This is a genomic window from Paenibacillus lutrae, assembly GCF_009757775.1.
Taxonomy (GTDB): Bacteria; Bacillota; Bacilli; order Paenibacillales; family NBRC-103111; genus Paenibacillus_F; species Paenibacillus_F lutrae.
Genome location: NZ_RHLK01000001.1, coordinates 332476 through 358698, shown reverse-complemented (window position 1 = coordinate 358698; position 26223 = coordinate 332476). Strand labels below are relative to the sequence as shown.

General features: G+C 57.6%; 5 protein-coding genes and 1 pseudogene. All 6 read left to right on the top strand.

What is annotated here, in order from left to right; genetic code table 11:
• Nucleotides 1-14: 14 nt before the first annotated feature.
• Complete coding sequence (locus tag EDM21_RS01375) at nt 15-12161, top strand: non-ribosomal peptide synthetase (protein ID WP_157332193.1); 12147 nt, start codon at nt 15-17, stop codon at nt 12159-12161.
• A gap of 286 nt (nt 12162-12447) precedes the next feature.
• The gene (locus EDM21_RS01370) at nt 12448-13320 is read left to right on the top strand and encodes a CPBP family glutamic-type intramembrane protease (RefSeq protein ID WP_166541773.1); all 873 of its coding nucleotides are present in this window, start codon (nt 12448-12450) and stop codon (nt 13318-13320) included.
• Between the two features lie 4 nt (nt 13321-13324).
• Nucleotides 13325-14134, top strand: coding sequence for a CPBP family intramembrane glutamic endopeptidase (locus tag EDM21_RS01365; protein WP_157332191.1), 810 nt, complete (start codon nt 13325-13327; stop codon nt 14132-14134).
• A 14-nt stretch (nt 14135-14148) separates the two neighbouring features.
• Nucleotides 14149-14697, top strand: a pseudogene (locus tag EDM21_RS01360) (CPBP family glutamic-type intramembrane protease); the annotation flags it as partial.
• Between the two features lie 251 nt (nt 14698-14948).
• Complete coding sequence (locus EDM21_RS01355) at nt 14949-25217, top strand: non-ribosomal peptide synthetase (RefSeq protein WP_157332186.1); 10269 nt, start codon at nt 14949-14951, stop codon at nt 25215-25217.
• 32 nt (nt 25218-25249) lie between these two features.
• Nucleotides 25250-26221 (top strand): cysteine peptidase family C39 domain-containing protein, encoded by a 972-nt coding sequence (locus tag EDM21_RS01350; RefSeq protein WP_157332177.1) that lies wholly within the window; start codon nt 25250-25252, stop codon nt 26219-26221.
• Nucleotides 26222-26223: the final 2 nt, after the last annotated feature.

The window sequence follows — 26223 nt, the reverse complement described above, 5'->3', positions numbered from 1 at the left end:
GAGGGCTGCCGTCTATGAGAACCATCAGTAGTTTGTCCGGCGCATTGCTGGCGCGCAAGGAAAACGATGCAGGAATTTTATTTTGCGAAAGCGGTCAGGAACGCTACTTGTCGTACGGCGAATTACTTGCATGGGCTGGTAGGGCGCTCCATCTGCTGCGCGAGCAGGGCCTGGGGCCAGGAGACTTTGCCGTCATGCAGACGGAAGATAACGAACGTTTTATCCTTCTATTCTGGGCTTGCGTGCTCGGCGGCATTGTACCCGTACCTGTAACGGCGGCGCGTACGGACGAAGGACGCAAAAAGCTCATCCAGGTATGCAAGCAGTTGGAAGCGCCTACATTTCTCTGCGATGAAGATCTGTGGCCGGGAATTCAAGGCTATGCTTTAAAGCACGGGGAGACGGAGGTGCTGGCCCGGCTCGAGTCTGGCGGCATGCCGATTGCGGAAGTGCTTGCGGCGGCTGCGGATGCTGGCCGTCCCGAGGCAGAGCCGTATAACGCAGCCGAAACGGACACTGCATTTATCCAGTTTACATCAGGTTCAACCGGAGATCCGAAGGGAGTTGTGCTGACTCATGGCAATCTTCTGTCGAACATGCGTGCCATTATCCAAGGAGCGCAGTCGACAGAGCGGGATTCTTCGCTAAGCTGGCTGCCTCTGACGCATGATATGGGGCTCATCGGCTTTCATCTTACGCCGCTTTTTTGCGGCATGAATCAATTGCATTTGCCGACCTCGACGTTTGTGCTTCATCCGATGAAATGGCTGGAACTCACACATAAGCACCGGGTGACCTGTCTCTCTTCTCCAAATTTCGGTTATGTGCATTTTCTGCAGCATTGGAAGCCAGAAGGAGCGGCGGCATGGGATTTATCTTGCGTCAGACTGATTTTTAACGGAGCCGAACCGATATCGGCCGCCCATTGCCGTGATTTTCTGGAGGCGATGAAGCCGTACGGTTTAAAAGGCAATTGCATTTTCCCGGTATACGGGCTTGCGGAAGCGAGTCTGGCCGTGACCTTTCCCGGGACGGAAGACCACCTGACTACCGTTAAGCTCGAGCGCCAATCGCTCGCTGTCGGACAACCTGTACGAATAGCCGCGCACGGGGATCATACTGCGATCGAGATCGTCGAGCTGGGTTTCCCCGTGCAAGAGTGCGAGGTGAGCATTTGCGATGAAGCGGGGAACCCTTCGGCGGCAGGCAGCGTAGGCTCCATACATATTAGAGGCCGCAACGTTACAAGCGGCTACTATAAGCGGCCCGATGTAAACAAGCAAACGATTTCTCCGGACGGCTGGCTGAATACGGGAGATTTGGGTTTTTTGTTGGATGGGCGTTTGTATGTGACCGGCCGCATGAAGGACGTCATTTTCGTCAACGGGCAAAATGTGTATCCGCATGATCTGGAGGCGTTGATCAGCGGATTGAAAGGGGCCGAAATCGGGAAAACGGCAGTTGCCGCCGTTCAGGATGCGACGACCAAACGGGATGCGATCGCAGTTTTTATTCAGCATCGCGGCAAGACAGGCGGATTTGTACCGCTGATGGCCGAGGTGAAAAAACTGTTGAACGGATCGGCCGGTCTGGACGTTGCTTTTGTTGTTCCCGTTCGGCGAATTCCCAAAACGACCTCAGGCAAAATTCAACGCTACATATTGGCGGAAGCGCTGCGTGAAGGAGATTTTGCCCAAGCGCTTGCCGAGCTGACGGAGCTGGAAGCGGCCGCCGCGTTTAAGCGGTGTGATGAGGATGGCGTCGAAGTCTTGCGCGGGGATGTCGTTTTGGAGCCGGCCACGGAGACGGAAGAGCGGATCATGTCCATCTGGCGCGAGGTGTTGAACAAGGATTCCATAGGCCCAAAGGACAGCTTTCTCGAGCAAGGAGGCAATTCGCTCAAGGCGGCTTATGCCGCCGCCAGGCTGCAAGAGGCATTTGGCGCCCGGCTTACGCTTACCGAGCTGTTTTTGCATGATACGGTAAGTTCGCTGGCCGCTTTGCTGGAGCAAAAGGCGCAGGAGGGCGAAGGAACTGCCGCCGCTATGCCGCCGGTGACCAAAGTGGAGGAGCGGACGGTTTACCCGGCAACCTCGGCGCAAAAGCGGCTGTTCATTTTGGAAGAGCTGAATCCGGGACTGCTGGGTTACCACCTGCCGTTTGCGGTCCAGGTGAAGGGCCCGCTCGATATCGAACGATTCCGTTCGGCGTGGCGCGCGCTGACAGAGCGGCATCCGGCGCTGCGAACGTCCTTTTATATGGAAGAAGGCAATGTGATGCAGCGCATCGAGCAGGGGGTCGAGCCGCCGCTTACCGTGGTTGACGGAAGCGGCTGGCCGGCGTCTGCGCTGGCCCGGCGGCAGCGCAGCTTCCTGCAGCCGTTTCGTCTGGAGCAAGCGCCGCTATTGCGCTTGGAGCTTGTGCGCTTGGAGCGCGAGTCAAGCGTGCTTCTGCTGGATATGCATCATATCATTACAGACGGAACGTCGATGGGGATTTTGATGTCCGATCTTACGAAGTTTTATGATGGGAACTCGCCGGAGCCGTTGTCCATTCATGGCGGGGATATGGCGCTGTGGGAAGAAGCGGGCCGAAGCGGCGGCTGGCTGGAGCGCCAGAAGCTTTATTGGCGCGAAATTTTTCGAGATGGCGTGCCGTCTCCGGCGCTTCCGTCCCCCCGTCCAAGGCCGCAGACGCCAAGCTATCGCGGGGCAATTGAGCGCTTCGAGCTGGACCCGGAGATTGCCGGATCTCTGCGGGCGCTGGCCAGACGCGAGGGCGTGACGTTATACACCGTCCTGCTTTCGATTTATTATGCGCTGCTTGCGAAATATACGGGCGAATCCGACATCGTGGTCGGCACGGCAGCCGCGAGACGGGTGAGGCCGGAGCTGCAAAGCGTAGTCGGGATGTTCGTCAACATGGTTCCGATCCGTCTGACCGGGCAAAGCGGTTTACGCTTCGATCAATGGGTGAAGCAGGTCAATGGGGCGGTGCTGACGGCTATCGGCAACGGGGATGTGCCTTATGAAGAAATAACCGAGCTGGCGAATGTGAAACGTGAACACGGCCGTAATCCGCTGTTTGATTCCGTGTTTACGCTGCAAAATATGGAACTGCCTGAATGGCGGAGCAAGGATGTCTTTTATACACCTCAAGCCATGGACAGCGGCTCGGCCAAGTTCGACCTTACCTGGGAATGCACGGATAACGGCGTTAGTATCGCATTTTCGCTGGAGTATGTGCTGGATTTGTACGATGAGCGGGCCGCCGCGCAATTGGCCCGGCATTATGTGGCGCTGGCCCGGGCATTCGCCGCGCACCCGCATGCGGTACTTGGCGAGCTTGATCCCGTCGATGCAGAGGAGCGGGAACGGCTGCTCCGGCTTGGCCGTTCATTCAACGCACCCCGGCAAGAGCTGTCGCTGCACAGACTCTTTGAACGGCAAGCGGTGGAGACACCACAGCAGATTGCCGTTGAAATGGGTGAGCGGGCGTATACCTACAGCGAGCTGAACGAACGTGCCAACCGGTTCGCGCGCGAACTTGTGCGGTGCGGCGTCGCGCCAAGAGCGAAGGTGGCGCTGCTGCTCTTGCGCTCGCCCGATATGATTGCGGCGATACTGGCTGTGCTGAAAGCGGGAGCCGTCTATGTGCCGATCGATCCGCAATATCCCGAAGAGCGGATTTTATATATGCTTCAGGATACGAAAGCGCAGGTGATCGTGACCGAGGCTGCGACGATGGAGATGGGCGCCCGGATTGCCGGAGACAGCATAGATGTCATCAGCATGGATGTACTTGATGCGAGATGGGCTGGCGAGTCCGGCACTGATCTTGACATCGACGGCTCGGCGGACGATCTCGCTTATATTATGTATACATCCGGCTCTACGGGCAAGCCGAAAGGGATTATGACCACGCATCGCAATGTGTCCCGGATTGCTGTCCATGCCGATTATGTAAGCATTTCGGAAAACGATGCGCTGTTGCAGCTTTCCAACTATGCTTTCGACGGTTCAACGTTCGATGTGTACGGAGCGCTGTTGAACGGCGCGAAGCTGACGCTGGTCGGCGAGGAAGAGGTTGCCGATGTTGTGCGGCTGACCGAGCTGATTGAGGGCAGAGGCATTACCGTATTCTTTGTGACGACGGCACTGTTCAATACGCTGGTCGATCATGGGTTGGAGTCGCTGCGCGGTTTGCGCCATATTTTATTTGGCGGAGAGCGGGCTTCCGTGCCGCATATCCGCAAAGCGTTCCGCGCGCTCGGACCGGGCGTGCTGCTGCATGTCTACGGCCCTACGGAGACGACGGTATTCGCTACCTGCTATAGGGTCACGGAGACATGGGACGAACAAGGAACGGCCACCGTGCCGATCGGCACGCCAATCGCGTGTTCGGAAACGCTGGTGCTAAGTGAGCAAGGGCGATTGCAGCCGGACTGGGTGCCGGGGGAGCTGTGGATTGCCGGCGACGGTGTCGCATCCGGCTATGTGAATTTGCCGGAGCAGACCACTTCGAAGTTCCGGCCGCATCCGTTCCGTGAAGGCGAAACCGTGTACAGAACCGGCGACTTGGTGCGTCGCTTGCCTGACGGAAATTTGGAGTTTCTGGACCGGATCGACAGCCAGGTCAAACTGCGGGGTTACCGGATTGAGTTAGGCGAAATCGAAAGCAGGCTGCTGAATTGCGCGGGCGTCAAGGAAGCGTTTGTAACGCTGATCGAGAATGACGGGGCGCCGTATTTATGCGCTTATATCGTTGCGGAGCAAACTGAAGGGCAAACTAACGTTCGGCACCAACTGACAGGCAAGCTGCCGGCATTTATGATTCCTGCTGCGTTTGTGCATTTGGAGAAGCTGCCGCTCAACGCAAATGGCAAGGTGGACAAAAAACATCTCCCTGTGCCGGAGCGCACGTTCCCCTATGAAGCACCCGTCACTGATACCGAGGTCACTGTCGCGGGATTGTGGCAAGAAGTTCTTCATGCGGAGCAGGTGGGCGCGCTTGACCACTTCTTTGAACATGGCGGTCATTCCCTGAAGGCCGCCGCATTGACATCGGCAATATACAAGCATTGCCGGGTGCGCATGCCCCTTCAGGAAATTTTCAAGCTGCCGACGGTCAGAGAGCAGGCGGCCTGGATCGACAGGGCTGCCAAAGAAACGTACGAGCCTGTTGCAGAGGCGCCTAAAGCCGCCTCTTATCCGCTCAGCCCGCCGCAGCGGCGTATGTTTTTGGCCGAAAACATGGCTGATATCGGACTAACCTACCATATTCCCCTTGCGCTTAAACTTTCGGGTGCGGTGGATGAAACCAGAATTGGATCAGCGCTTCGGAAGTTGATCGAACGGCATGAGCCGCTGCGAACCTCCTATCATTGGATCGACGGCGTTCCGGCCCAGATTGTGCACGATTCGGCCGCCTTTGTTCTGCAAACGGCGGACCTCGCAGAGACGCCGCTTCCGGAATGCTTGAGCGAGTTTTTCCGGCCGCTTGAGCTTGCCGCAGCTCCGCTGCTCGCCGCACGTTATTGCCGGCCCGAATCGGAAGGAGCGGAGGCCTGTCTGCTGCTCAACATCCACCATATCGCGGCGGACGGCATATCCGTCAAGCTGCTCTTGGAGGAGTTGACCGCTTTGATCGACGGCGCGGAACTTGCGCCACCGGCTCTGCATTACAAAGATTATGCCGTTTGGCAGGAGCGACAGTCCGGTTCGGAGCGGACCGAGGCAAACAGAGCATTCTGGGCGGAGCAGCTTGCAGAGCCGCCGGCACCGCTCGATATGCCGCTGGACCGGCAGCGCGGCGACCGTCAGACATTTGCGGGCGATACGTATAACTTCCACATTCCGGCGGCGCTCGCCGCACGGCTGAAAGAGACGGCCGCAAGTGCCCGAGCGAGCATGAACAGTCTGCTTTTTGCGGCTTACGCGCTGTTGCTCAAGGGAACGACGCATCAGTCGGAATTGACAATCGGTTCTTTGGCGGCAGGCCGGACGCATCCGGACACGGCCGGGATGATCGGCATGTTCAATCAGTTTCTGCCGATTCGGATGCGAGTGGCGGACGAGCTGCCGATCCTGGCGTTTGTCAGCGAGACTCATGAGCGTTTACTAGGCGCATACGAACATGGCGATGTCAGTTTCGAGCACTTGATAGAAGCGACCCGGCATCCGCATGACCCGTCGCGCAACCCGCTGTTCGATACGATGCTGATCGTTCACAACCAGTTTGAAGACGAGAAGCTGACGGCGCGCGGCGACGGTTGGAGTATGGAACCTTTACCCGTCAGACATGGAACATCCAAGCTGGACTTCAAGCTCGATCTGTACAGCGATGGAGAAGGTGGTCTGCGGGCGGAGCTGGAGTATAACACGGGATTGTTCCATAAAGGCACGATGGAGCGGTTGGCGGATCGGCTGCTTTACATTTTGGAGCAAGCGGCTGCCAGGCCCGACCTGATCTGTGGCGACGTCGTAATGGTGATGCCTGCCGAAGAAGCCGCCGTTGCGGCATGGAACGATACGAGACATTCGTACCCGGAGGAGAAGACGATTCACGGATGGTTCGCCGAGTCCGCAAGGCGGTGGCCGGACTTCCCGGCGGTGCGGTCGGCCGAAGGCTCGCTGACGTACAGGGAGCTGAATGACCGCGCCGAACGCATGGCGGCCGTGCTAAGAGCCAAAGGGGTTGCAGTCGAAACGATTGTACCGATTGCCGCTCAGCGCTCGTTGTCCATGATGATTGCGATCATGGCAGTGCTCAAGGCGGGAGGAGCCTATTTGCCGATCGACCCGGAGCATCCGCCCGAGCGGATCCGCGGCATACTGGAGGATAGCGGGGCCAGACTGCTTCTGGCGGGGGACAAGTGGATGCACACGCTCCCGGCCTTCCAGGGAGAAACACTCGATCTGGAGGCGCTTGCGGCAGCCGCCGCATCGGAGCTGCCGAAGGGCGAAGAAGCAATGACCCTGTCGCCTCAAGCAGGTCCCGAGCATTTGGCCTATGTCATTTATACGTCAGGCTCCACCGGCAAACCCAAGGGCGTCATGGTGGAACACCGCGCGGTGATCAACCGGCTGAACTGGATGCAGACAGCTTATCCGCTGAATGAGCGCGACGTTATTTTACAAAAAACACCGATTACGTTCGACGTTTCCGTTTGGGAGTTGTTCTGGTGGAGCTTTGCAGGCGCTTCGCTCTATTTGCTCGAGCCCGGCGGGGAAAAGGAGCCGCCCTCCATGCTGCGCGCGATTGTGGAACAGGCGGTTACGGTTATGCATTTTGTGCCGTCCATGCTGGGCGTCTTTCTGCCTTATACGGCGAACAGCGGCAGAGGCGGCGAGCTTGGTTCCCTGCGATACGTATTTGCGAGCGGCGAAGCGCTCAAGCCTGCGCATGTCTCAGGTTTTTACAGCTTGATGGAGCGCGGCGGCGGTAAGTGCCGGCTCATTAATCTGTACGGCCCGACAGAAGCGACGGTCGATGTCAGCTATTACGATTGCCCGGACGCTGGGGCAAATACGATTCCGATCGGCAAGCCTATCCATAATATTCGGCTCTACATTGTGGACGAGCGGATGAGATCGCAGCCGATCGGCGTGTCCGGCGAGCTGTGTATCGCGGGTGCCGGTCTTGCGCGCGGATATCGCCACAGGCCGGATTTGACGGAGCAAAGCTTTGTGCCGAATCCGTTTGCCCCAGGAGAGAAGCTCTACCGTACCGGTGATCGCGCAAGGTGGCTGCCGGACGGCAATATAGAATATTTGGGACGCTTAGACCACCAGGTCAAGCTGCGCGGCCTCCGCATTGAATGCGGCGAGATCGAGCACGCACTGCTTTTGCAGGCGGAAGTTCGCGATGCCGTGGTGACGGCGGTGACGGACCATGCGGGAGAGCCGGCGCTTTGCGCATATCTCGTGACAGCGGATGGGGAGACTCCGGAGGAAGCGAGTCTTCGGGCCGCACTTAAGGAACTACTGCCGGAGTATATGATTCCTTCGTATTTTGTTGCTATGGGAGCGTTCCCGCTGAGTCCGAGCGGCAAAGCAGACCGCAGCAACCTGCCGCAGCCCCGGTTCGCTGAACCGGCGGCTTTCGGCGAGGCGCTTGCTACGCCGACAGAGCAGCGGCTGGCCGAGCTTTGGCGGGAGGTGCTCGGTCTGGCCGCAAATGGGCCGGACGAACCCGCAGCGTTCGGGAGAGAAGCCCATTTCTTCCAATTGGGCGGCCATTCCTTGCGCGCCGCGCAGCTTGCGGGCTTGATCGAGCAGCGTTATGGAGCGACGTTTGCGATGAAGAATGTGTTCGACGCTCCCCTGCTGCGGGAAATGGCGGCCCGCATTGACAACGCGGCCCCAAAACGGGCCGCGGTCATTGCCCGGGCCGAAAGCCGGCCGTTCTACCCGTTGTCGCTCGCGCAGAACAGGTTGTTTGTGCTGCAGCAGCTTTATCAAGGCAGCACGGCCTACAATCTTCCGCTCGCTCTGAACCTGACCGGCAAGCTTGATCAGGATAAGCTTCGCGAGGCGATTCAAGGGCTGATTGACCGCCATGAACCGCTGCGCACCAGCTTTGACTGGGCAGACGGCAAGCCGGTACAGCATATTCATGAGAGGGTTTCGTTTGAACTCGCCGTGCATGCCTTGACGGATGCGGCGGACCTGAATACATTTGCTCGCGCGGTCGTCCGTCCGTTCGACTTGCGAAAAGCGCCGTTAATTCGGGCGTTTCTTGCAACGGACGGCCAAAGTCGGCACACGCTGCTGCTGGACATTCACCACATCGTCGCCGACGGTGTTTCCATGAATGTGATGGCGAGCGATTTCGCGCAATTGTATCGGGGCGGCTCCTTGCAGCCGCTGCCTATTCACTATAAGGATGCCGCCGTGTGGCAGCAGGAGTGGATGGCTTCAGAGGAGAGAAAGCAGCAAGAGGAGTACTGGGCTTACCGGCTGGCGGGTACGCTTCCTGTACTGCAACTGCCGACCGATGATCCGCGTCCGCCTGAACAAAGCTTCGAAGGCGCCAAGCTTGCGCTGCCGATTGCGGCAGAGCTTGCCGAGGAGATCGGCGCGGCGGCGGAACAATGGGGCGTTACGCCATTTCATATCTGGCTTGCCGCCTACCATACGTTATTGCATCTGATGACGGGGCAAGACGATCTTATTGTCGGCACGCCAATCGCCGGCCGCTTCCATCCCGCAACCGAGTCCCTGGTCGGCATGTTTGTCAACACGCTGCCGATTCGCAGCAGACCATCCGGCGAACTGCCGTTCAGAGCGTTCGCTGAGCAGCTCAAAGAGACTGTACTTGCAGCGCTGGACAACGGCATGCTTCCGTTTGAGCAAATGGTGACGATGCTGGATGTACCACGCGACCTGAGCCGCAATCCGCTGTTTGACACGATGTTTGTCATGCAGCATATGGAGGGCGGAGAAGCGGCGGATGCCTTGCAATTCGAGGCGCAAGTGCCGGATACTCGCGTATCGAAGCTTGACTTGACGTTCGAAATTGCGGATCAGGGCGCAAAAGGCGCAGCCTTGACAATCGAATATGCGACGGCGCTGTTTAAAGAAGACAGCATACACAGAATGGCACAGTGGTATTTCCGTATTGTCGGCCTTGCACTGGCCGAGCCGGAGCGGCCGCTTGGAGGGATCGGGCTGCAGAGCGCCGCGACAGCTCAGAAGCAAAGCGAAGCGTTCAACCGCACGGCCGCACCGTACGCAAGCGGCGATACGGTAGAGGTTTACCTCGAAAGACAAGCGGCGGTAACGCCGCAGGCCATTGCGGTTGCGGCGGAGGACGGAGCATTGACGTATGCGGAATTGAACCGGAGGTCGAACCGGCTGGCGCAGGCGCTCAGAAAGCAAGGCGTGGAGCGCGAGGAGTGCGTGGCCGTCGTGATGGACCGGAGCCTGGAGATGATGATTGCAATCTTTGGCGTGCTGAAGGCGGGCGGAGCTTATGTGCCTGTTACGCCGGGCTTGCCGCCGGAACGAATCCGCTACATGCTGGACAATTCCGGAGCCAAGCTCCTCTTGACGAAGGGCAAAGCCCCCGAAGGACTGACGACGCTCCTGCCATGTATGGACGTTCATGAGGCATTGGCGCAGGAGCGAGATGACATCCCTGTGGAGAAGCTGCATGATTCACGTTCGCTTGCTTATGTGCTGTATACTTCAGGATCGACCGGACAGCCCAAAGGGGTCATGATCGAACATCATTCCGTCGTCAACCGGATCGGTTGGATGCAGAAGCAGTACGGACTGGACGCAAGAGGAGTCATTATGCAAAAAACGCCGATTACCTTCGACGTATCGGTCTGGGAGCTGTTCTGGTGGAGCTTTGCGGGAGCCAAGCTGGTCCTGCTGCCTCCGGGCGGCGAGAAGGACCCCGCGCTTATGATGGATACGATAGCGCGGCATGGCGTAACGACGATGCATTTTGTACCCTCCATGCTGCACCTGTTCCTGGAGCAACCCGGCTTGCTGCGCGGCGAGGCCAGGCTGGAGAGCCTGAGTCATGTGTTCGCCAGCGGCGAAGCGCTGACTGCGGATCAGGTGAGGCGGTTCCGCGAGCGGATTGGAGTTCCGTTCGATGCCAGGCTTGTGAATTTGTACGGCCCGACTGAGGCGACGGTTGACGTTTCCTATTACGATTGCTCTGAAGGCGATATTCCGAACCAGATTCCGATTGGTAAACCGATCGACAACATCTCGCTTTATATCATGAGCGAAGCGATGAAGCTCCAGCCTGTCGGCGTTACCGGCGAACTGTGCATATCCGGCGCGGGCCTGGCACGAGGTTATATCGGCCGGTCCGATTTGACGGAAGCAAAGTTCGTCGATAATCCGTTTGCGGCGGGCAGTCCCATGTATCGGACAGGAGACCTTGCCAGATGGCTGCCTGATGGAACGATTGAATATTTGGGCCGAATCGACCATCAAGTAAAAATAAGAGGCCAACGCATTGAATGCGGAGAAATCGAGCATGTGCTGCTTGACCATCCGTCAGTTTCGGAAGCGGTAGTCATGAAGCGGGACTCCTCAAGCGGCAGCGAATATTTATGTGCTTACATCGTTTGCTCCGAACCTGCGGGCGCTCAGGAACTGCGGGATTTTGCAGCGCTGCGCCTGCCGGATTATATGGTTCCGCAGGCCGTGGTGGAACTGCCGGCCATGCCGCTGTCTCCAAACGGCAAAATCGACCGGAAGGCGCTGCCGGAACCGGAGCCTGCGTCGGATAGCCGGACTCCGTTTGTCGAAGCGGCAAGCGATATCGAACTTGCGATTGCCGCCGTATGGCGCGAAATCCTGCAAAGGGACGACTTCGGCATCCATCATCGTTTCTTCGATGTAGGGGGAGAATCGCTGCTGCTGGTGCGGGCGCATCAACGGCTGGAGGAGTTGTATCCCGGCGTTCTCGGCGTAACGGATTTGTTCACCTATCCGACGATCGCATCGCTTGCGGCGTTTCTGGAGTCGAGCAATCGCGAGCTCGCGAGCTGGATCTGGAGCGGTCTGCCTGTGGCAGACGACTGCATCAGCAGCGGCTATGCTACGGAGCGTATCGGAAGCGTTCAGTTCGAACTGGACAGTGTTGTTGCAAAAGAACTTGCGGAACTAGCGGCATCCCGCTCGGTAACCGTTGAAGCCGCGGCTTATGCCGTATATCTGTACTTCTGGCGCGGTGAGTCCGGCATGGGCCGGCTTGTGCTTCCGGCAATAACGGACAACGGGTTGATTGCACCGAAGGAAATCGACTTTGCGGAGGTGCGTGATTTCGATACGCTTCTGCTGCATGCCGCCAATCGTGTGAGCGCGGGAGAATGTTATAACCCGCGGCAAATCAGAAAGCAGCCGCAAGCCAAAGCTGGCTTTGCCTTGTTCCCGTTATTTGCAGGATCAGCGCAGCACGGGTTCAAGGAGCGGGAGGCGCTATTGGAACGATTCGATGTTGTGCTGTATATGGATGGGGCTGCCGCGCCAAGCGGGGCGGAAGCGACTGAACTAGGCGGGGTATGGGTGTACAACGCACGGCGTCTCCGCAAGGAAGCGGTGCTGGAGTGGGCTTCCGCTTATCTGGATCTGCTGTCGGGCGTGGTCGAACAATATCGCGCGGCAACGGACGGCGCCGTCTCGGGGGCGTAGCATGGGTCAAGTCGGGGGTGTGTTTACCTTGAGAAAACATCTGACAGAGTTTGTTTTAAAAGCCCCCTTTGATCACGAAGCTATTTCGGGAGCTTATTCGACATCAAATCTTGAATTCAGCCGGACCTTCCGGTGCTCACGTACCCAAAACGTACGCTCCGCTCCTCAGTCCCTGGCTTCATCCAACTGAAGCGTTTTGTAAAAACGCCCATCGGAAACATAAGCTTCGGTGCTGAAAGTCTGACTTTTTAAACACGTACTGACAGAAGAAGAAAGGAGCTTTCCTGTGAAAAAAGTGTTGACGACGATAGGGAATATCGCGCTTTATCTCGGGGTCTTTTATGCGCTGCTCTATCTGCTTCGGTCTACTTATAATTACGAAGTGACGCTGTCCTTCGCCCAGTTTCTGGATCGCAACCCGGCTATGTTTATGGTCGTTCTGTTCACGTTGATTACGCTTGTGTACATGCTCATTTTTCGTATTAAAGGATGGATCTGGCCCCATGCGGAAAAAAATCTGTTCCGCGCAGCGGGCTTCAAACGGCTGAGCGCCTCGCGCATCTTGTTGATGATTGGCCTGGGCCTTGCCGGAAGCTTGTTCAGCATCGGCCTTATTGTCATTGACGATATTGCGCGGCAATTTCCGTCCATTCCCGCGCTGGTCGACGATACGCTCAGGGGGGATTCGATCTGGTACGTCATTCTGGGCGCCGGGTTGATCGGCCCGGCATATGAAGAAATATTGTTCAGGGGCCTCATTTTCAACGAGCTTCGCAGGGTTATGCCGGTATATGTGGCTCTGGTACTGCAAGCCGCTGCTTACGCCTATTTTCAGCCGAGCGCGGCGCTTGCGGTCATCAGCATCGGTTCGGGCCTGATTTACGGGTCGCTGTATTTGCGCACCGGGTCGCTGTGGGCGCCTATTCTGGTACAGAATACGGCCATGGGTACAATTTTTCTATTTAAATACATCGGGTTCTACGAATGGTTTGACAAGCTGGGCGATGTTTCGCTGTATATCATTACAGCACTCTGTCTGGCTGCAATGATTGGAGGTTCCGTCTATGTCTGGCGGACCTCCGGCACCGGCGGCATCGGCGCACGCGCCGGTCAAGCGCTGACGGCTGACGCGCCGTCGGCAGTACAAAAGGGGGGCTGACCGCATGAATGCGTGGGGAATGATGCTGGCTCGCGTGGCCGCTGTTATCGGTCTGTATTTTGCATGGTTTTTTACCGTGACGACATTATTTTTCGATTATGTGTACCCCAGAAGCACGTGGTTTGAACAGAACACGGTAACCGTCATTATTTTGAACGATCTGGTAGGTTTGCCGCTCATGCTGCTGGCCTGGAGGTTTATATTCAAAGAAAATCTGTTTAAGGCGGCTAAGTTCCGCGTGATGAGCGGTAAATCGGTGGCGATCGCTTTATGGATCGGGCTTGGAGCCGGCCTGTTTACAGTCGCTTTCTCGCGGCTTCCCGCTATTGCGTCGGACAAGTACCAGTTCCGCGAATTGTTTGATTATCTGAACCGCGCGGAATGGTATGTGTTTCTGGTTTTCCTGATTCTCGGAAATATTTACAAAGAGACGTTGTTCAGAGGCATTCTGATGAATGAGTTCAGACGCGTGCTTCCGGTTTGGGCCGCAATTGTGATTCAGGGCGTGTTATACGGGGCGTTGTTCTTTCTCGGAGACATTCCGCTGTCGCTATACGGCTTTCTCGGCGCGGTTATATTTGCGCTCTTGTATGTCTGGTTTAAATCCATCTGGGCGCCCATTGCCGCGCAAGTCGCCTGTCAGGGCAGCCAGTACCTGCTTTGGCACTACGGGCCAAAGACGACGGACGTCACCGTCATGTCTGCCTGTATGGCTGTGGCGGCCGTCATGATTGCCGTTGGCATATTCCTTGCGGTCAAGCATCGCTCTTCGATCTCCGCGCCTCTGTCTCCCAAGGCGGTGAAGCCGGCGTGAAGGGCTTGCGAATAATGGGAAATACCGTCTTATATTTGGTCATTTATGCGGCGATTGTGATGCTTGTCAATCAAGCGCTCTACAACTGGGTCGGTGATCCCGGGTTGAAAGACTGGATCGCAGGCAATTCCGGCATCGTGCTGATTATAGCCAATATACTCGTACTTGCCGTCTATCTTCCGCTGCTGCGCTTGCAAAAAATCTCGCTGAGGGATTTGGGGGTTGTTCCTGCGCGCGGCGGATCATTGCTGCTGTCCGCAGGGACGGGCGTCTGGCTCGGCTTGTTTATCGCCGCGTCTACCCGTCTTCCGTGGATAAAAGCGACCTTTCCGGCCATTTCGGATCTGGTCGCTTTTGTCGCCGGCGGCAGCCTGATCATTTTTGTGCTCGGCAGCTTGCTGCTGGGGTCTTTGCTGGAGGAATGGCTGTTCAGAGGAATGCTGTTTCACACGTTAAGTCAACGTCTTTCGGTTCCGTGGACGGTTGTGCTCCAGGCCGTATTGTTCGGCGCGGTATTTATGAATGTAACGGTTGGCGCATTTGCAGCGCTGGGCGCGATCGTATACGGCGCCGTTCGCGCCGGTTCGCATTCGCTCTGGGGGTCGCTTGCGGCCCATGTGTGCAGCACAGGCACCTTATATATCGTGCTGCAGTGGGCGGGCGGTTGGCAGTCCGGTACGCTTGGATTATTAGCCCTGATCAGCGGACTCGGCATCGCGGCGCATGTTTTGCTGCTGCTGCGCGGGAGCGGCGGAAGGACGGGTAAAGAACAGTTCGTCAGCGATTCCATTACTAGCTAGGAGGGAAGTGCGCCATGTTTCAACTGGATTTGCTGGATACCAAAAAAGACACATCCGGGCGGAGGGGGCGGAGCGGGGGCTCCGTCTCCAATGTTTCCCTTAAAGATATTGCGATTGTCGGGATATCCGCCAAGCTGCCGCGCGCGGAATCGCACGAAGCCTTCTGGGAGCTTCTGCGGAGCGGCAAAGACCTGGTAGGCGGGTTTCCCGATTCCCGCAAGGAGGAATTGAAGCCGTATTTGCGCCGCATGGAGGCGCAATACGGCTCCGTTTCCTTTTTTGACGGTGCATATATTGAAGACATTTCAGGTTTTGACTATTCTTTTTTCCGTCTTTCGCCCAAGGAAGCCTCGCTGATGAGTCCGGCGCAGCGCCTGTTCCTGCAAACGGCCTGGGGGGCGCTTGAGAATGCGGGGTACGGCGGAGATGCGCTACATGGTTCGCGCACAGGCGTCTTTGTCGGCTATAACGGGGACGCGCTCCATGATTACAAGCGAATCATCGAAGCGCTGGACCCGGATGCCTTGTCCATGGCGGCTCCCGGCAATCTGAGCTCTATGATACCGAGCCGGATTTCGTATTTGCTTAATTTGCGCGGACCGGCGATCAGCGTGGACACCGCCTGCTCCTCCTCGCTGGTAGCGGTCCATCTGGCATGCCAATCGATCCGCAGCGGTGAATGCGAGGCGGCGATTGCCGGCAGCGTCAAAATTAACGTACTGCCGCTGGATACCGGCATACGGCTTGGCATCGAGTCAAGCGACAACCGGGCCAGAACGTTCGATGACTCAGCGGACGGAACGGGCATCGGCGACGGCGTGATTGCGCTGCTGCTGAAGCCGCTGTCCCGCGCGCAGGAGGACGGCGACCCTATTTATGCCGTCATCAAAGGCAGCGCGATGAATCAGGACGGCAGCTCGGTCGGCATTACCGCCCCGAATGCCCTCGCGCAGGAGGACGTCATTGCGCGTGCCTGGCAGGATGCGGACATTGATCCCGAAACGGTGACGTATATGGAAGCGCACGGCACGGGAACCTCGCTGGGTGACCCGATCGAAATCGACGGGCTGACACGCGCCTTCCGGAGATATACCGATAAACGGCAATTTTGCGCCATCGGCTCGCTGAAAACAAATATCGGCCATCTCGACCATGCCGCCGGTATTGCCGGGCTGCTCAAGGCGATCCTGTCGCTTGTCCACAAGCAGCTTCCGCCAACGCTTCATTACCGCTCGCCGAACCGAAACATTTCGTTTGTGGATTCGCCCGTTTATGTCAATGACGAATTGACACCATGGGAAACGGACGGTGAAGCAAGAAGATGCGGAGTAAGCGCGTTCGGCATGAGCGGGACCAATTGCCATATTGTGCTGGAGGAGGCTCCCCCCGGGATGCCTTCGGGTCGTTCGGACAGAGCGGAGCTGTTCTGCTTGTCCGCGCACAGCCTAACGGCGCTGGAGCGGCTCGTGCTGCTGATACGGGACTGGGCTCTGAAGCACCGCGGCGATGAGAGCAGCAGCTTGGCCGATCTTTGCTACACTTTGGCCGTCGGCCGGGGAGCCCATCGGTATCGCCTGGCGATTGCGGTAAGCGGCTGGGAAGAGCTTGCCCAGACCTTGCATGCGGCAGCTGAAAACGGCCTTACCGGACTTGTGCTGCCGAACGTCCGATTCGGAATGGTCGATTCGGCTGCGGCCGGGAATAGCCGGAAGCAACCCGTTCCAAACGAACGGGAAATGGAAGTGATGGAGCTGGGCCAACATTACGTGGACGGATACGAGATCGACTGGAAGGCGATCTACCTGGGACAACGTCGGAAGCGGCTGCCGCTTCCCACGTATCCGTTCGATTCTCACCTGTGCTGGGTGGAGGAGACGCCCTCCGGATCGGCGCTTCCTACGCCATTTGCGGCCTGGAACAGATATTCGCTCGGTGGAGATATTCCCCGGGAGCTTGAGCAAGAAATGAACGAGCTGTTTGCCAAATGGCACGCCGCACTGAAGCAGAGCGGCGGGATGGCGAGTGAGCGTCGTAGCGGCGTTGCGTTAACCGGGGAACGATCCGGCCTGAAATGGGAGCAGCATGTCGCAGATGTCTGGGGAGAGCTGCTCGGTTATGACGAATTGCCTGCGGATGCCGGGTTTTATGAGTTGGGCGGAGATTCCATTATTGCGCTCAAAATTGTAAACCGGCTCAGCGAGCTTGCGGGCGTCCGCATTCAGGCGGCAGATTTGCTGGGGCATGCCGATCTGCCTTCGTTCACGGCGCTGATCGAGCGGCGGCTCAGGGTGAGCGGCGCAGCGACAGCACAAAGATCGAACGCTGGGCACGATGAACAAGGGGCGGCCGTTGGGAACGGCGGCCACGAGGCGAACATCGGTCATATCGGGCAAGCGGCGGACGGCGGCTGTGACGGAGCAGAAGCAGGAGCGGCCAGCGGATATGTCGGACCGTTGACCGGCCAAGCGTCCGAATCTTTGTCCGGCGATACGATGGAGCCGATTCCAAAGGCGGCCCCACAAGAGCATTATCCGGTTTCATCGCCGCAGAAACGCATGTATTTGCAGCAGCAGGCGATGCCGGATGATCGGAGCTACAATTTGCCCGAATCGCTGTACTTGGACGGGGCTATTGATGCAGACCGGCTGGAGGCTGTCCTGCAAGCTATCGTGGAGCGTCACGAAACGCTTCGCACCACCTTCCACGTCATCGACGGAGAGATCAGGCAGCGCATTCACGCAGCCATTCCTTTTCGCCTGACTCGCATGGAAGCCGACGAAGCGGAAACGGACGAGGTGCTGCAAAGCTTGTTCCGGCCGTTCCGGCTCGATACGGCTCCGCTGCTCCGCGCAGCCTTGCTGACGCTGGGGCCTGAGCGCCATGTACTGTTTCTTGATATGCATCATATTGCATCCGACGGCATGTCGGCAGGCATTCTTTTGTCCGATCTGGTGACTTTATATGGGGGCCGTTCGCTGCCGCCGCTGCCTCTGCAATACAAAGATTATGCGGTATGGCAGGAGAGCAGGCCGCTCTCCGGGGACGCCGAACGTTATTGGCGCGAGCAATGCCGGGGAGACTGGCCGACGCTTGCGCTTCCGACTGATGCCCCGCGTCCGTCCGTCAAAAGCAATCGCGGCGAAACGTTCGACGTATACGTCGAGGCAGATTTGACGGCGGCTGTGCGCAGACTCGCGGCCGAATCTGCCGCGACTCCGTTTATGGTACTGCTATCGGCGTATTACACTTTACTCGCCCACTATACAGGGGCCGAGGACATTGCCATCGGCACGCCGATTGCGGGTCGGAACAGGCGCGAGTTCGAAGCAATCGCGGGCATGTTCACCGGCACGCTGGCGCTGCGCGCTTATCCGTGCGCGGACAAGCCGTTCAGAGCCTTTTTGTCCGAAGTGAAAGAGATGGCGACCGGTGCTTACGCCCACGCCGATTATCCATTCGAGGAAATCGCGCAATGGATGGACAGAAGGGACGCCAGCCGGAGTCCGCTGTTTGACACGATGTTCATCATGCAAAACCTGGGTATTCCGAATGCTTCGTCCGAGGGATTATCGTATCGCCACCACCGTTTTAAGCATGGCACGGCCAAATACGATTTGATGATTCAGGCTGTAGAGGAAGGCACGCAATTGCGGCTTGTCGTGGAATATAACACCGATTTGTTTCACCGCGCGACAGCCGAGCGGTTCATTCGGCATTATGTGCAGCTGCTGCGCAGCGTAACGCTCCGTCCCGATGCCGCACTCGGCGAAGCGGAGATGCTGACGGAGGAGGAGCGCCTGCACATGCTGGCGTGGGGGAGACGCGAAGCGGACTTCCCGCCGCCGCGCTGTCTGCATGAATGCTTCAAGGAACGGGCGGAAGCCGTTCCGGGCCTCCCGGCTGTATCTTGCGGCAGTGAATCCATGACCTATCGGGAGCTGGATCGCCGCACCGATGCGCTGGCGCGAACCTTGCGCGCCAAAGGTGTGGGACGCGGCAGCGTAGTCGGCATCATGGCGGAGCGCTCCATCCCCATGCTGACCGCTATGCTCGCCGTTATGAAAGCCGGAGGCGCTTATATGCCTGTAGATCCGCATTATCCCGAGGAACGCATCCTCTACATGCTGGAGGACAGCGGCGCGAAGCTGGTACTGGCGGACGGCGCGCGTTCCGGTGCCGCGGCTGTCTTGCCGGCCTCCTCGCAGGTGCTGGACATTGCGGATGAGACGTTGTTCTTCGGCGGAGGCGATGCCGCCGCCGCATGGCCGCAGGACGCAGCCGATCCGATGTATGTCATCTATACCTCCGGTTCAACGGGTCAGCCGAAGGGCGTCATTGTGCCGCACCGCAGCTTTTACAACTTCGGACATTCGTTCAGGGCATTTTTCGATGGGCAATACGGCGAGAAAGACAGATGCCTCAGTCTGACCAATATTTCGTTTGACGTCAGCGTAGCGGAGCTGTTTATGCCGCTTATGTTCGGGGCTTGCACGGTGCTTTACCCGGAGCCGAAATTGCTTGATCCGCGGCGAATTGCCGAGGTGATTGCGGAAGAGCGGATTACATTCGCTTATTTGCCGCCGTCTTTGCTGAAAGAGGTTGCGCGGATACTGGAGCAATCGGATTCCGCGATTACACTAGACAAAATGCTCGTTGGGGTAGAGCCGATTAGTGACGAAACGCTGGAGCTGTATACGAAGCTTAATCCCGAGATACGGATTATTAACGGCTACGGCCCGACAGAGGCGACGGTTTGCTCCAATATGTACGCATACAAGCCGGGTGCTTATCGCGGCGGCTATGTGCCGATTGGAGGGCCGATGCACAATGTCGAAATTTATATATTCGGCTACGGAGGCCAGCTTGCCCCTATCAGTGCAGCCGGGGAGCTGTATATTGCCGGCAGCGGCCTTGCAGATGGTTATGTGAACAAGCCGGAAATGACAGCCGATCGCTTTTTGCCGCATCCGTACCGAGAGGGCAGCTTCATGTATCGCACCGGCGATATTGCAAAATGGTTGCCGGACGGCAACGCAATGTATGTGGACCGGGCCGATCAACAGGTAAAAATCAGAGGCGTGCGAATTGAAATGAACGAGGTTCGCTCGCAATTGATATCCCTTCCCGAAGTAGAGGATGCAGTTGTGGTCGTCCACGATCAGGCAAGCGGCGACAAGGAGCTGTGCGCATATGTGGTCGCTTCGGTCAAGCTCTCTTCGCGGGAATGGCGAAGAAAGTTGAAAGACAAGCTGCCGGAGGCGATGATTCCGACCTATATCTCTACGATTGACGCGTTACCGCTGACGCCGAACGGGAAAGTGGACCGGCGCGCCTTGCCGGAGCTGGAATTCGGGCTCCGGGAGCGGGGAGCGCCGGAGCTGCCGCGAGACGGGATGGAAGAGCTCGTCGCCGCCATTTGGGGGGAAGTGCTGGGCGATACGGCCGGACTCATCGGCATTCACGACGACTTCTTCGAGCTTGGCGGCCACTCCTTGAAGGCTGCGGTGCTGGCAGGCAAGCTGCAGCAGGCGACAGGCGCAGAGGTTCCGCTCAGCCTAATATTCGAGCTTACCTCCATCGCGGAAATGGCCGCCTGGCTGAAGGAGCGGGACGGCGCCGCTGCGGCGGCGGAGCCGATTCCGAAGTCGGAGCGGCGTGATTGGTATCCGATGTCGCATGCTCAGCGCCGCCAATATATGATGCAGATGCTGGCCGGTGACGCCACCATGTATCATGTGCCGTTTGCGCTCCGCTTGCAGGGCAGGCTGGATGCGGCGCGGCTGGAAGACGCGTTTACGGCGCTGATCGCCCGCCACGAAAGCTTGCGGACGACTTTTCATATGACAAAAGACGAGTTCAGGCAAGTGGTTCATCCGCCGTATGCGTTCAAGCTGGAGACGCTGGACCCGGCAGCGTTGACCGGGGACGAAGCGCTGCGTGGAGCGCCGCCGGACGGCGCCGGGGTGACGAGGCTGATGGAAGATTTCCAGCGCCCGCTTTATTTGGACAAGCTGCCGCTGCTGCGGGCGGGGCTGCTGCGGTTGAATGAGGATGATCATCTGCTGCTGCTGGATGTTCATCACATTATTACGGACGGCGTATCATCGGGTTTGCTGGTGAATGAGCTGTCCCAGCTGTATGCCGGACAAGCGCTGCCGGAGCTGCGCGTGCAATACAGCGATTATGTGCTGTGGCAGGAAGCCGGCTTTGCAAATGCCGCTTATGCGGAGCATGAGCTTTACTGGATGGAAATCTTCGAAGGCAAGCTCTCTGTGCTGGAGCTGCCGACGGATCGTCCGCGGCCGTCTCTGCCGAGCTATAAGGGCCGCCGCCATTCATTCCGGCTGGACGCGCAGACAACGGCGGAGGCGCGAGAGCTGGCGCGGGAAGCGAAGACGACGCTGTATACGGTGCTGCTGGGCGCTTTCGCGGCGATGCTGGCCAAATACAGCGGGCAGGCTGAAGTAATTGTGGGAACTCCGGCCGCCGGCAGAGAGCATGCAGATACACATGGGATGATCGGCATGTTCGTCAACACGCTGGCGCTGCGGACAAGGCCGGCAAGAGACAAGACGGTACGGGCCTATATGGCGGAGCTGCATAAGCATGTCGTAGAGGCGCTTTCACGCCAGACGTATCCTTTCGAGGAGCTGGTCCAAGGACTGAAGGCAGATAGCGACAGAAGCCGCAATCCTTTGTTTGACGTAATGTTTGTCTTGCAAAATATGGACCGGCCGGTGATGGAAGAAGGCGGCCTCGTCTTTGGCGAAATGCCGTTCGAGGCGGGGACAAGCAAGTTCGACCTGACTCTGGAAGCGGTAGAGCGCGAAGCGGAAATTGAGCTTCAACTGGAATACGCAACCGATTTGTTTGATAAGGAAACCGCGCGCCGTATGGCGGAAAGCTATACCGTACTCGTGCGGGAAATGTGCAGATCGCAGGGTCGCACGATCGGCGAGCTTGATCTGATGAGTGAAAACGAGCGGGAGCAATTGTTGGCTCTGTTGGCCGGGGGAAGCATGCCGGTACAGGCCGCGAGTGGAGAGGGGAGCAATGATAGAATGGAAATTCGAGCTGAGAAAGACATGACGGACCGACAAGAAGACACGGCGGCTTCTGCGCATGTAGCGGTGGAATGGACGGGGTTTGTACAGGAAGTGGAGCGCCAGGCTGCACGTACGCCGGATGCCGCGGCGATTCAATTCGGCACAGAGACGGTTACGTACGCAGAGCTGAATGAACGCGCGAATCGGCTTGCCCATTCCTTACGGGAGAAGGGTGTGGGGCCCGAGCGCACAGTCGCGCTGATGGCGTCCCGCAGTCCGCTGCTGCTTGTCGCCATTTTGGGTGTTCTGAAAGCCGGAGGCGCATATGTAGCCATTGATCCCGCTTACCCGAAAGAGCGGATCGAATGGATGCTTGAGGATTGCGGTGAAGCGCTTTTGCTGACGGAAAAAGCCTATGCGGGAGTCGTAACGAAAGCCGTTGCCGAGTGGTATCTGGACGATCCGGGGTTGTATGCGGCTGACAGGGGCAATCCGGAGCTTATCCATAAGCCGGACCATTTGGCATATGTGCTGTATACGTCAGGCTCGACCGGTCGTCCCAAAGGAGTCATGATCGAGCATCGCGGGTTGGCTCATTTCATCAGCGGATTCCGTAAGCGGATTCCGTTTAAGAAGGGTCAGAGTATCCTGGCGATGGCATCGGCTTCCTTTGATATTTTTGTCGTTGAAAATCTGCTCCCGCTCACGCTCGGTATGCGGATTGTACTCGCGAGCGAAGAGGAACGGGGAGACGCCGCCTTGCTGCAAGCCCTGGTCGACGCGCACGGCGTCGATGTGCTGCAAATCACGCCATCACGCTTCAAATGGTGGATGAATCAGCGAGGCGAGACGGACGGCTTGCAAAAGCTGTGCATAGTGATGATCGGCGCGGAGCCCCTGACGGCCGATGTGCTCGGCAGGCTGCGCGCCGCTACGGGAGCCAGATTGTTTAATTTGTACGGTCCGACGGAGACGACGGTGTGGACCTCAATCCGGGAAGTGACCGAAGGCGAGGACATTTCGATCGGCAGACCGATCGAAGGTTCCGTCATGATGGTGCTTGACGAAGGAATGAAGCTGCAGCCGACAGGCGTGACGGGTGAAATTTGCATCGGCGGGCCGGGCGTCGGGCGCGGGTATCTCAGCCATCCCGAATGGGATGTCGCTTTTGTGCCGAATCCGTATGCGCCGGGCGAACGCATGTATCGCACGGGCGACCTTGGGCGCAGACTTGAAAACGGGGAGTTTGCCTATGCGGGACGCCGCGATTTCCAGGTGAAAATCAGGGGACACCGGATTGAAATCGGTGAAATTGAGCAGTTGCTGCTTCGTCATGAACAGGTGAAGGAAACGGTCGTCACCGCGTTTCAGGAAGAGGATGAGGAATATGCGCTTTGTGCGTATGTCGTCATGCAGGACACTGCGGATGCGGAGCCGGACGACGACACGCCATCCGGCCGCTTGGCCGCACAGCTGCGCGATTATCTCGGGGACAAGCTGCCTTCTTATATGGTTCCGGCCTTCATGGTCGTTCTGGATACGATTCCTCTTACGCCAACGGGCAAAATCGACAGAAGGGCGCTGCCGAAGCCGGAACCTGCCGACGCGGGCGAACGGGAGCTTGTTCCGCTGTCAACGGATACCGAGCGCAAGCTGGCGGAGATTTGGAAGGAGCTGCTCGGTACGGATGCAATCAGTGCCAAGGACAACTTTTTCTTGCTGGGCGGCCATTCCCTGAAGGCGGCGGGCATGGTCAGCCGCATTGCGGAACGCTTTGGCATCCAAATGCCGCTGCGCGATATTTTTATGAATCCTACGCTGGAAGGTTTAGCTGCCCATCTGGACACTAGCGGAACCGTGGCGGCCGCGCTCATTCCGAAGCAGCCACAGCGCGAGCATTACCCGATGTCGAGGGCGCAGCGCCGTCAATTTATGATGGGGCTGATCTCGGGCGAGGCAACGATGTACCACGTGCCGTTTGCCGTGCATATGCAAGGCAATCTCGATGTGGAGCGGCTGGAGGAAGCTTTTCTTGTGGTCATACGCCGCCATGAATCTCTAAGAACGACGTTCCATCACGAGGAGGACGAGTTCCGACAGCGCGTGCATGCGGAGCCGGTATTTACGCTGGAGCGCAGCGCCAGGCTGAGAATGGCGGCGGGCAAGCTGCTCGCGGAAGGCGGAGACGAAGGATTGTTCGGCGGCATCAGCGCGCTGATGGAGCGCTTTATCCGTCCGTTTGATCTCGGCAGTCTCCCGCTGTTCCGGGCGGGATTGGTTTCACTTGGCGAAGAGCGCCATCTGCTGCTGCTGGATTTTCATCATATTATTACCGACGGCGTCTCTGTCAGCGTTCTGCTGCAGGAACTAACCCATTTGTACGGAGGCGGTGAGCTGCCGGAGCTGGATATCCAATACCGGGATTACACGGTATGGCAAGAAGAACGAATCGGCAGCGAAGCCTATATGGGGCATGAGCGCTACTGGCTGGATGCCTTCGAAGGAGAGCTGCCGACGCTGAAACTTAAGACGGCCTTGCCAAGGCAGGAACTGCAAAACTTCGAGGGCGGTCTGATCAACTTTAAACTGGATGAGGAGCTGACGCTCAAGATCAAAGCGTTTGCGCGCGAGCGCGGCACGACGTTGTATACGGTGCTGATCGGGGCTTATTCGATGCTGCTGAGCAAATGGAGCGGGGAGGAGGATATCATTATCGGCACGCCGGTAGCGGGCCGCAATCATGCCCAACTGGAACGGCTGATCGGGATGTTCGTCAATACGGTGGCGATTCGCAGCTTCCCAGAATCGTACCGGACGGTTGGCGATTATTTGTCCGAGCTGCATGAGGATGTGCTTCAGGCGCTGGAGCATCAGGATTATCCGTTTGAAGATTTGGTGCAAAAGCTCGGAATCGAACAGGACCGCAGCCGTAATCCGCTGTTCGATACGATGTTTATTTTGCAAAATATGGATCGCGTCGCTTACCGTTCGGGTGGCATTGAATTCGACCCCAAGGAGTTCGATCCGGGCGTCAGCAAATTCGATTTGACGCTGGAAGCGGCGGAGCAGGGTGACAAGATCGGCTTTGCACTGGAATATGCGACAAGTCTTTTCCGCGAAGAGACCGCCCGTGCGCTTGCCGATGATTATACGGCAATTATGCGCGCGATGGTCGAAGACGGAGCAAGTAAAAAAATCAGGGCTGTGCTTGCGGAAAGTAAAGCTTGCTTGAACTAACATACTGAGTGAGCCTAAGGAGGCGGGGAACGATGAAACTGTCGATGAAAAGGAAACCGTTTAACGAGTTTTGGATGAACTGCATGCTGAACCAGGCGTTTTCCATTGCAGTGTCGGAGGAGCCCAGCTACAGCGATGCGGCGTATTTGAACATTTACCGTTACTTTCCATGGGAGGCCGCAACGGACAAGGACTTCCGCTATCCCACAATTGACTCTCTGTATTATTTGGACGATCCGGCCAGATTCCCGCTGTCGCAAGTGATCCGTTATATTGAGCCCGGTCATTTCCGGAGCAAGGAGACAGTGCTGGAGGAAATCAGGGCAATGCTTACGGGCGGACGCAATTTGAGCGTAAACGTCGATTTGTATGACTGGCTGCCGGGCAGCATGGCCTGGAAAAAGTTCCATTGGTATCATTATTCGCTGATTAACGGATACGACAAGGAGCGCGGCGTCTTCTACGTCATTGACGATACGCTTGCGGGCTACGAGGAGCACGAGGTGCCGGAGGAAAGGCTGCTTAAGGCGTACGGGAACTCGGAATACAACGTGAACCCGAACTATTTGGGGCCTGCCTATTACGTCTACAACCTTCAAGAAAAGGTTCAGCCCTACGAATTGAAGCTGGCAGAAGTGGTGGAAAATGCGGAGCGGCTGGTCAGGGAGCTTGGCGAGTTTTCAATAGAGGGCATGTGGAATGTAGATTCCGACCCGGAGAAGAAGCAAACTCATTTGACCTATGGCCTTGTCGGCGTCAATATCATTTGCAACCGGCATATCGCCAACATGTCACTGCTCCGCTCCATGCGGGAGAAGGGGCTGATCGGCGAAGCGCTGCATGAGTCGCTGTCGGTTCAGCTCGGCGCCGTGAGGGACGGATGGGATCTGATGAAGGACCGCTTTGTGACGGGAGACTTCGAACGCGGCAGAGAGCTGGCACTCGCGGACGATTTGTTCGCGAAGGAAAAAGCGTTCTGGACCACGCTTGTCGCCGGCGCGTAAAG

Bases quoted from the DNA above. Each gene is read 5' to 3' on its own strand.
- EDM21_RS01375 (WP_157332193.1), top strand. From the start codon at position 15: ATGAGAACCATCAGTAGTTTGTCCGGCGCATTGCTGGCGCGCAAGGAA.
- EDM21_RS01365 (WP_157332191.1), top strand. From the start codon at position 13,325: ATGAATGCGTGGGGAATGATGCTGGCTCGCGTGGCCGCTGTTATCGGT.
- EDM21_RS01355 (WP_157332186.1), top strand. From the start codon at position 14,949: ATGTTTCAACTGGATTTGCTGGATACCAAAAAAGACACATCCGGGCGG.
- EDM21_RS01350 (WP_157332177.1), top strand. From the start codon at position 25,250: ATGAAACTGTCGATGAAAAGGAAACCGTTTAACGAGTTTTGGATGAAC.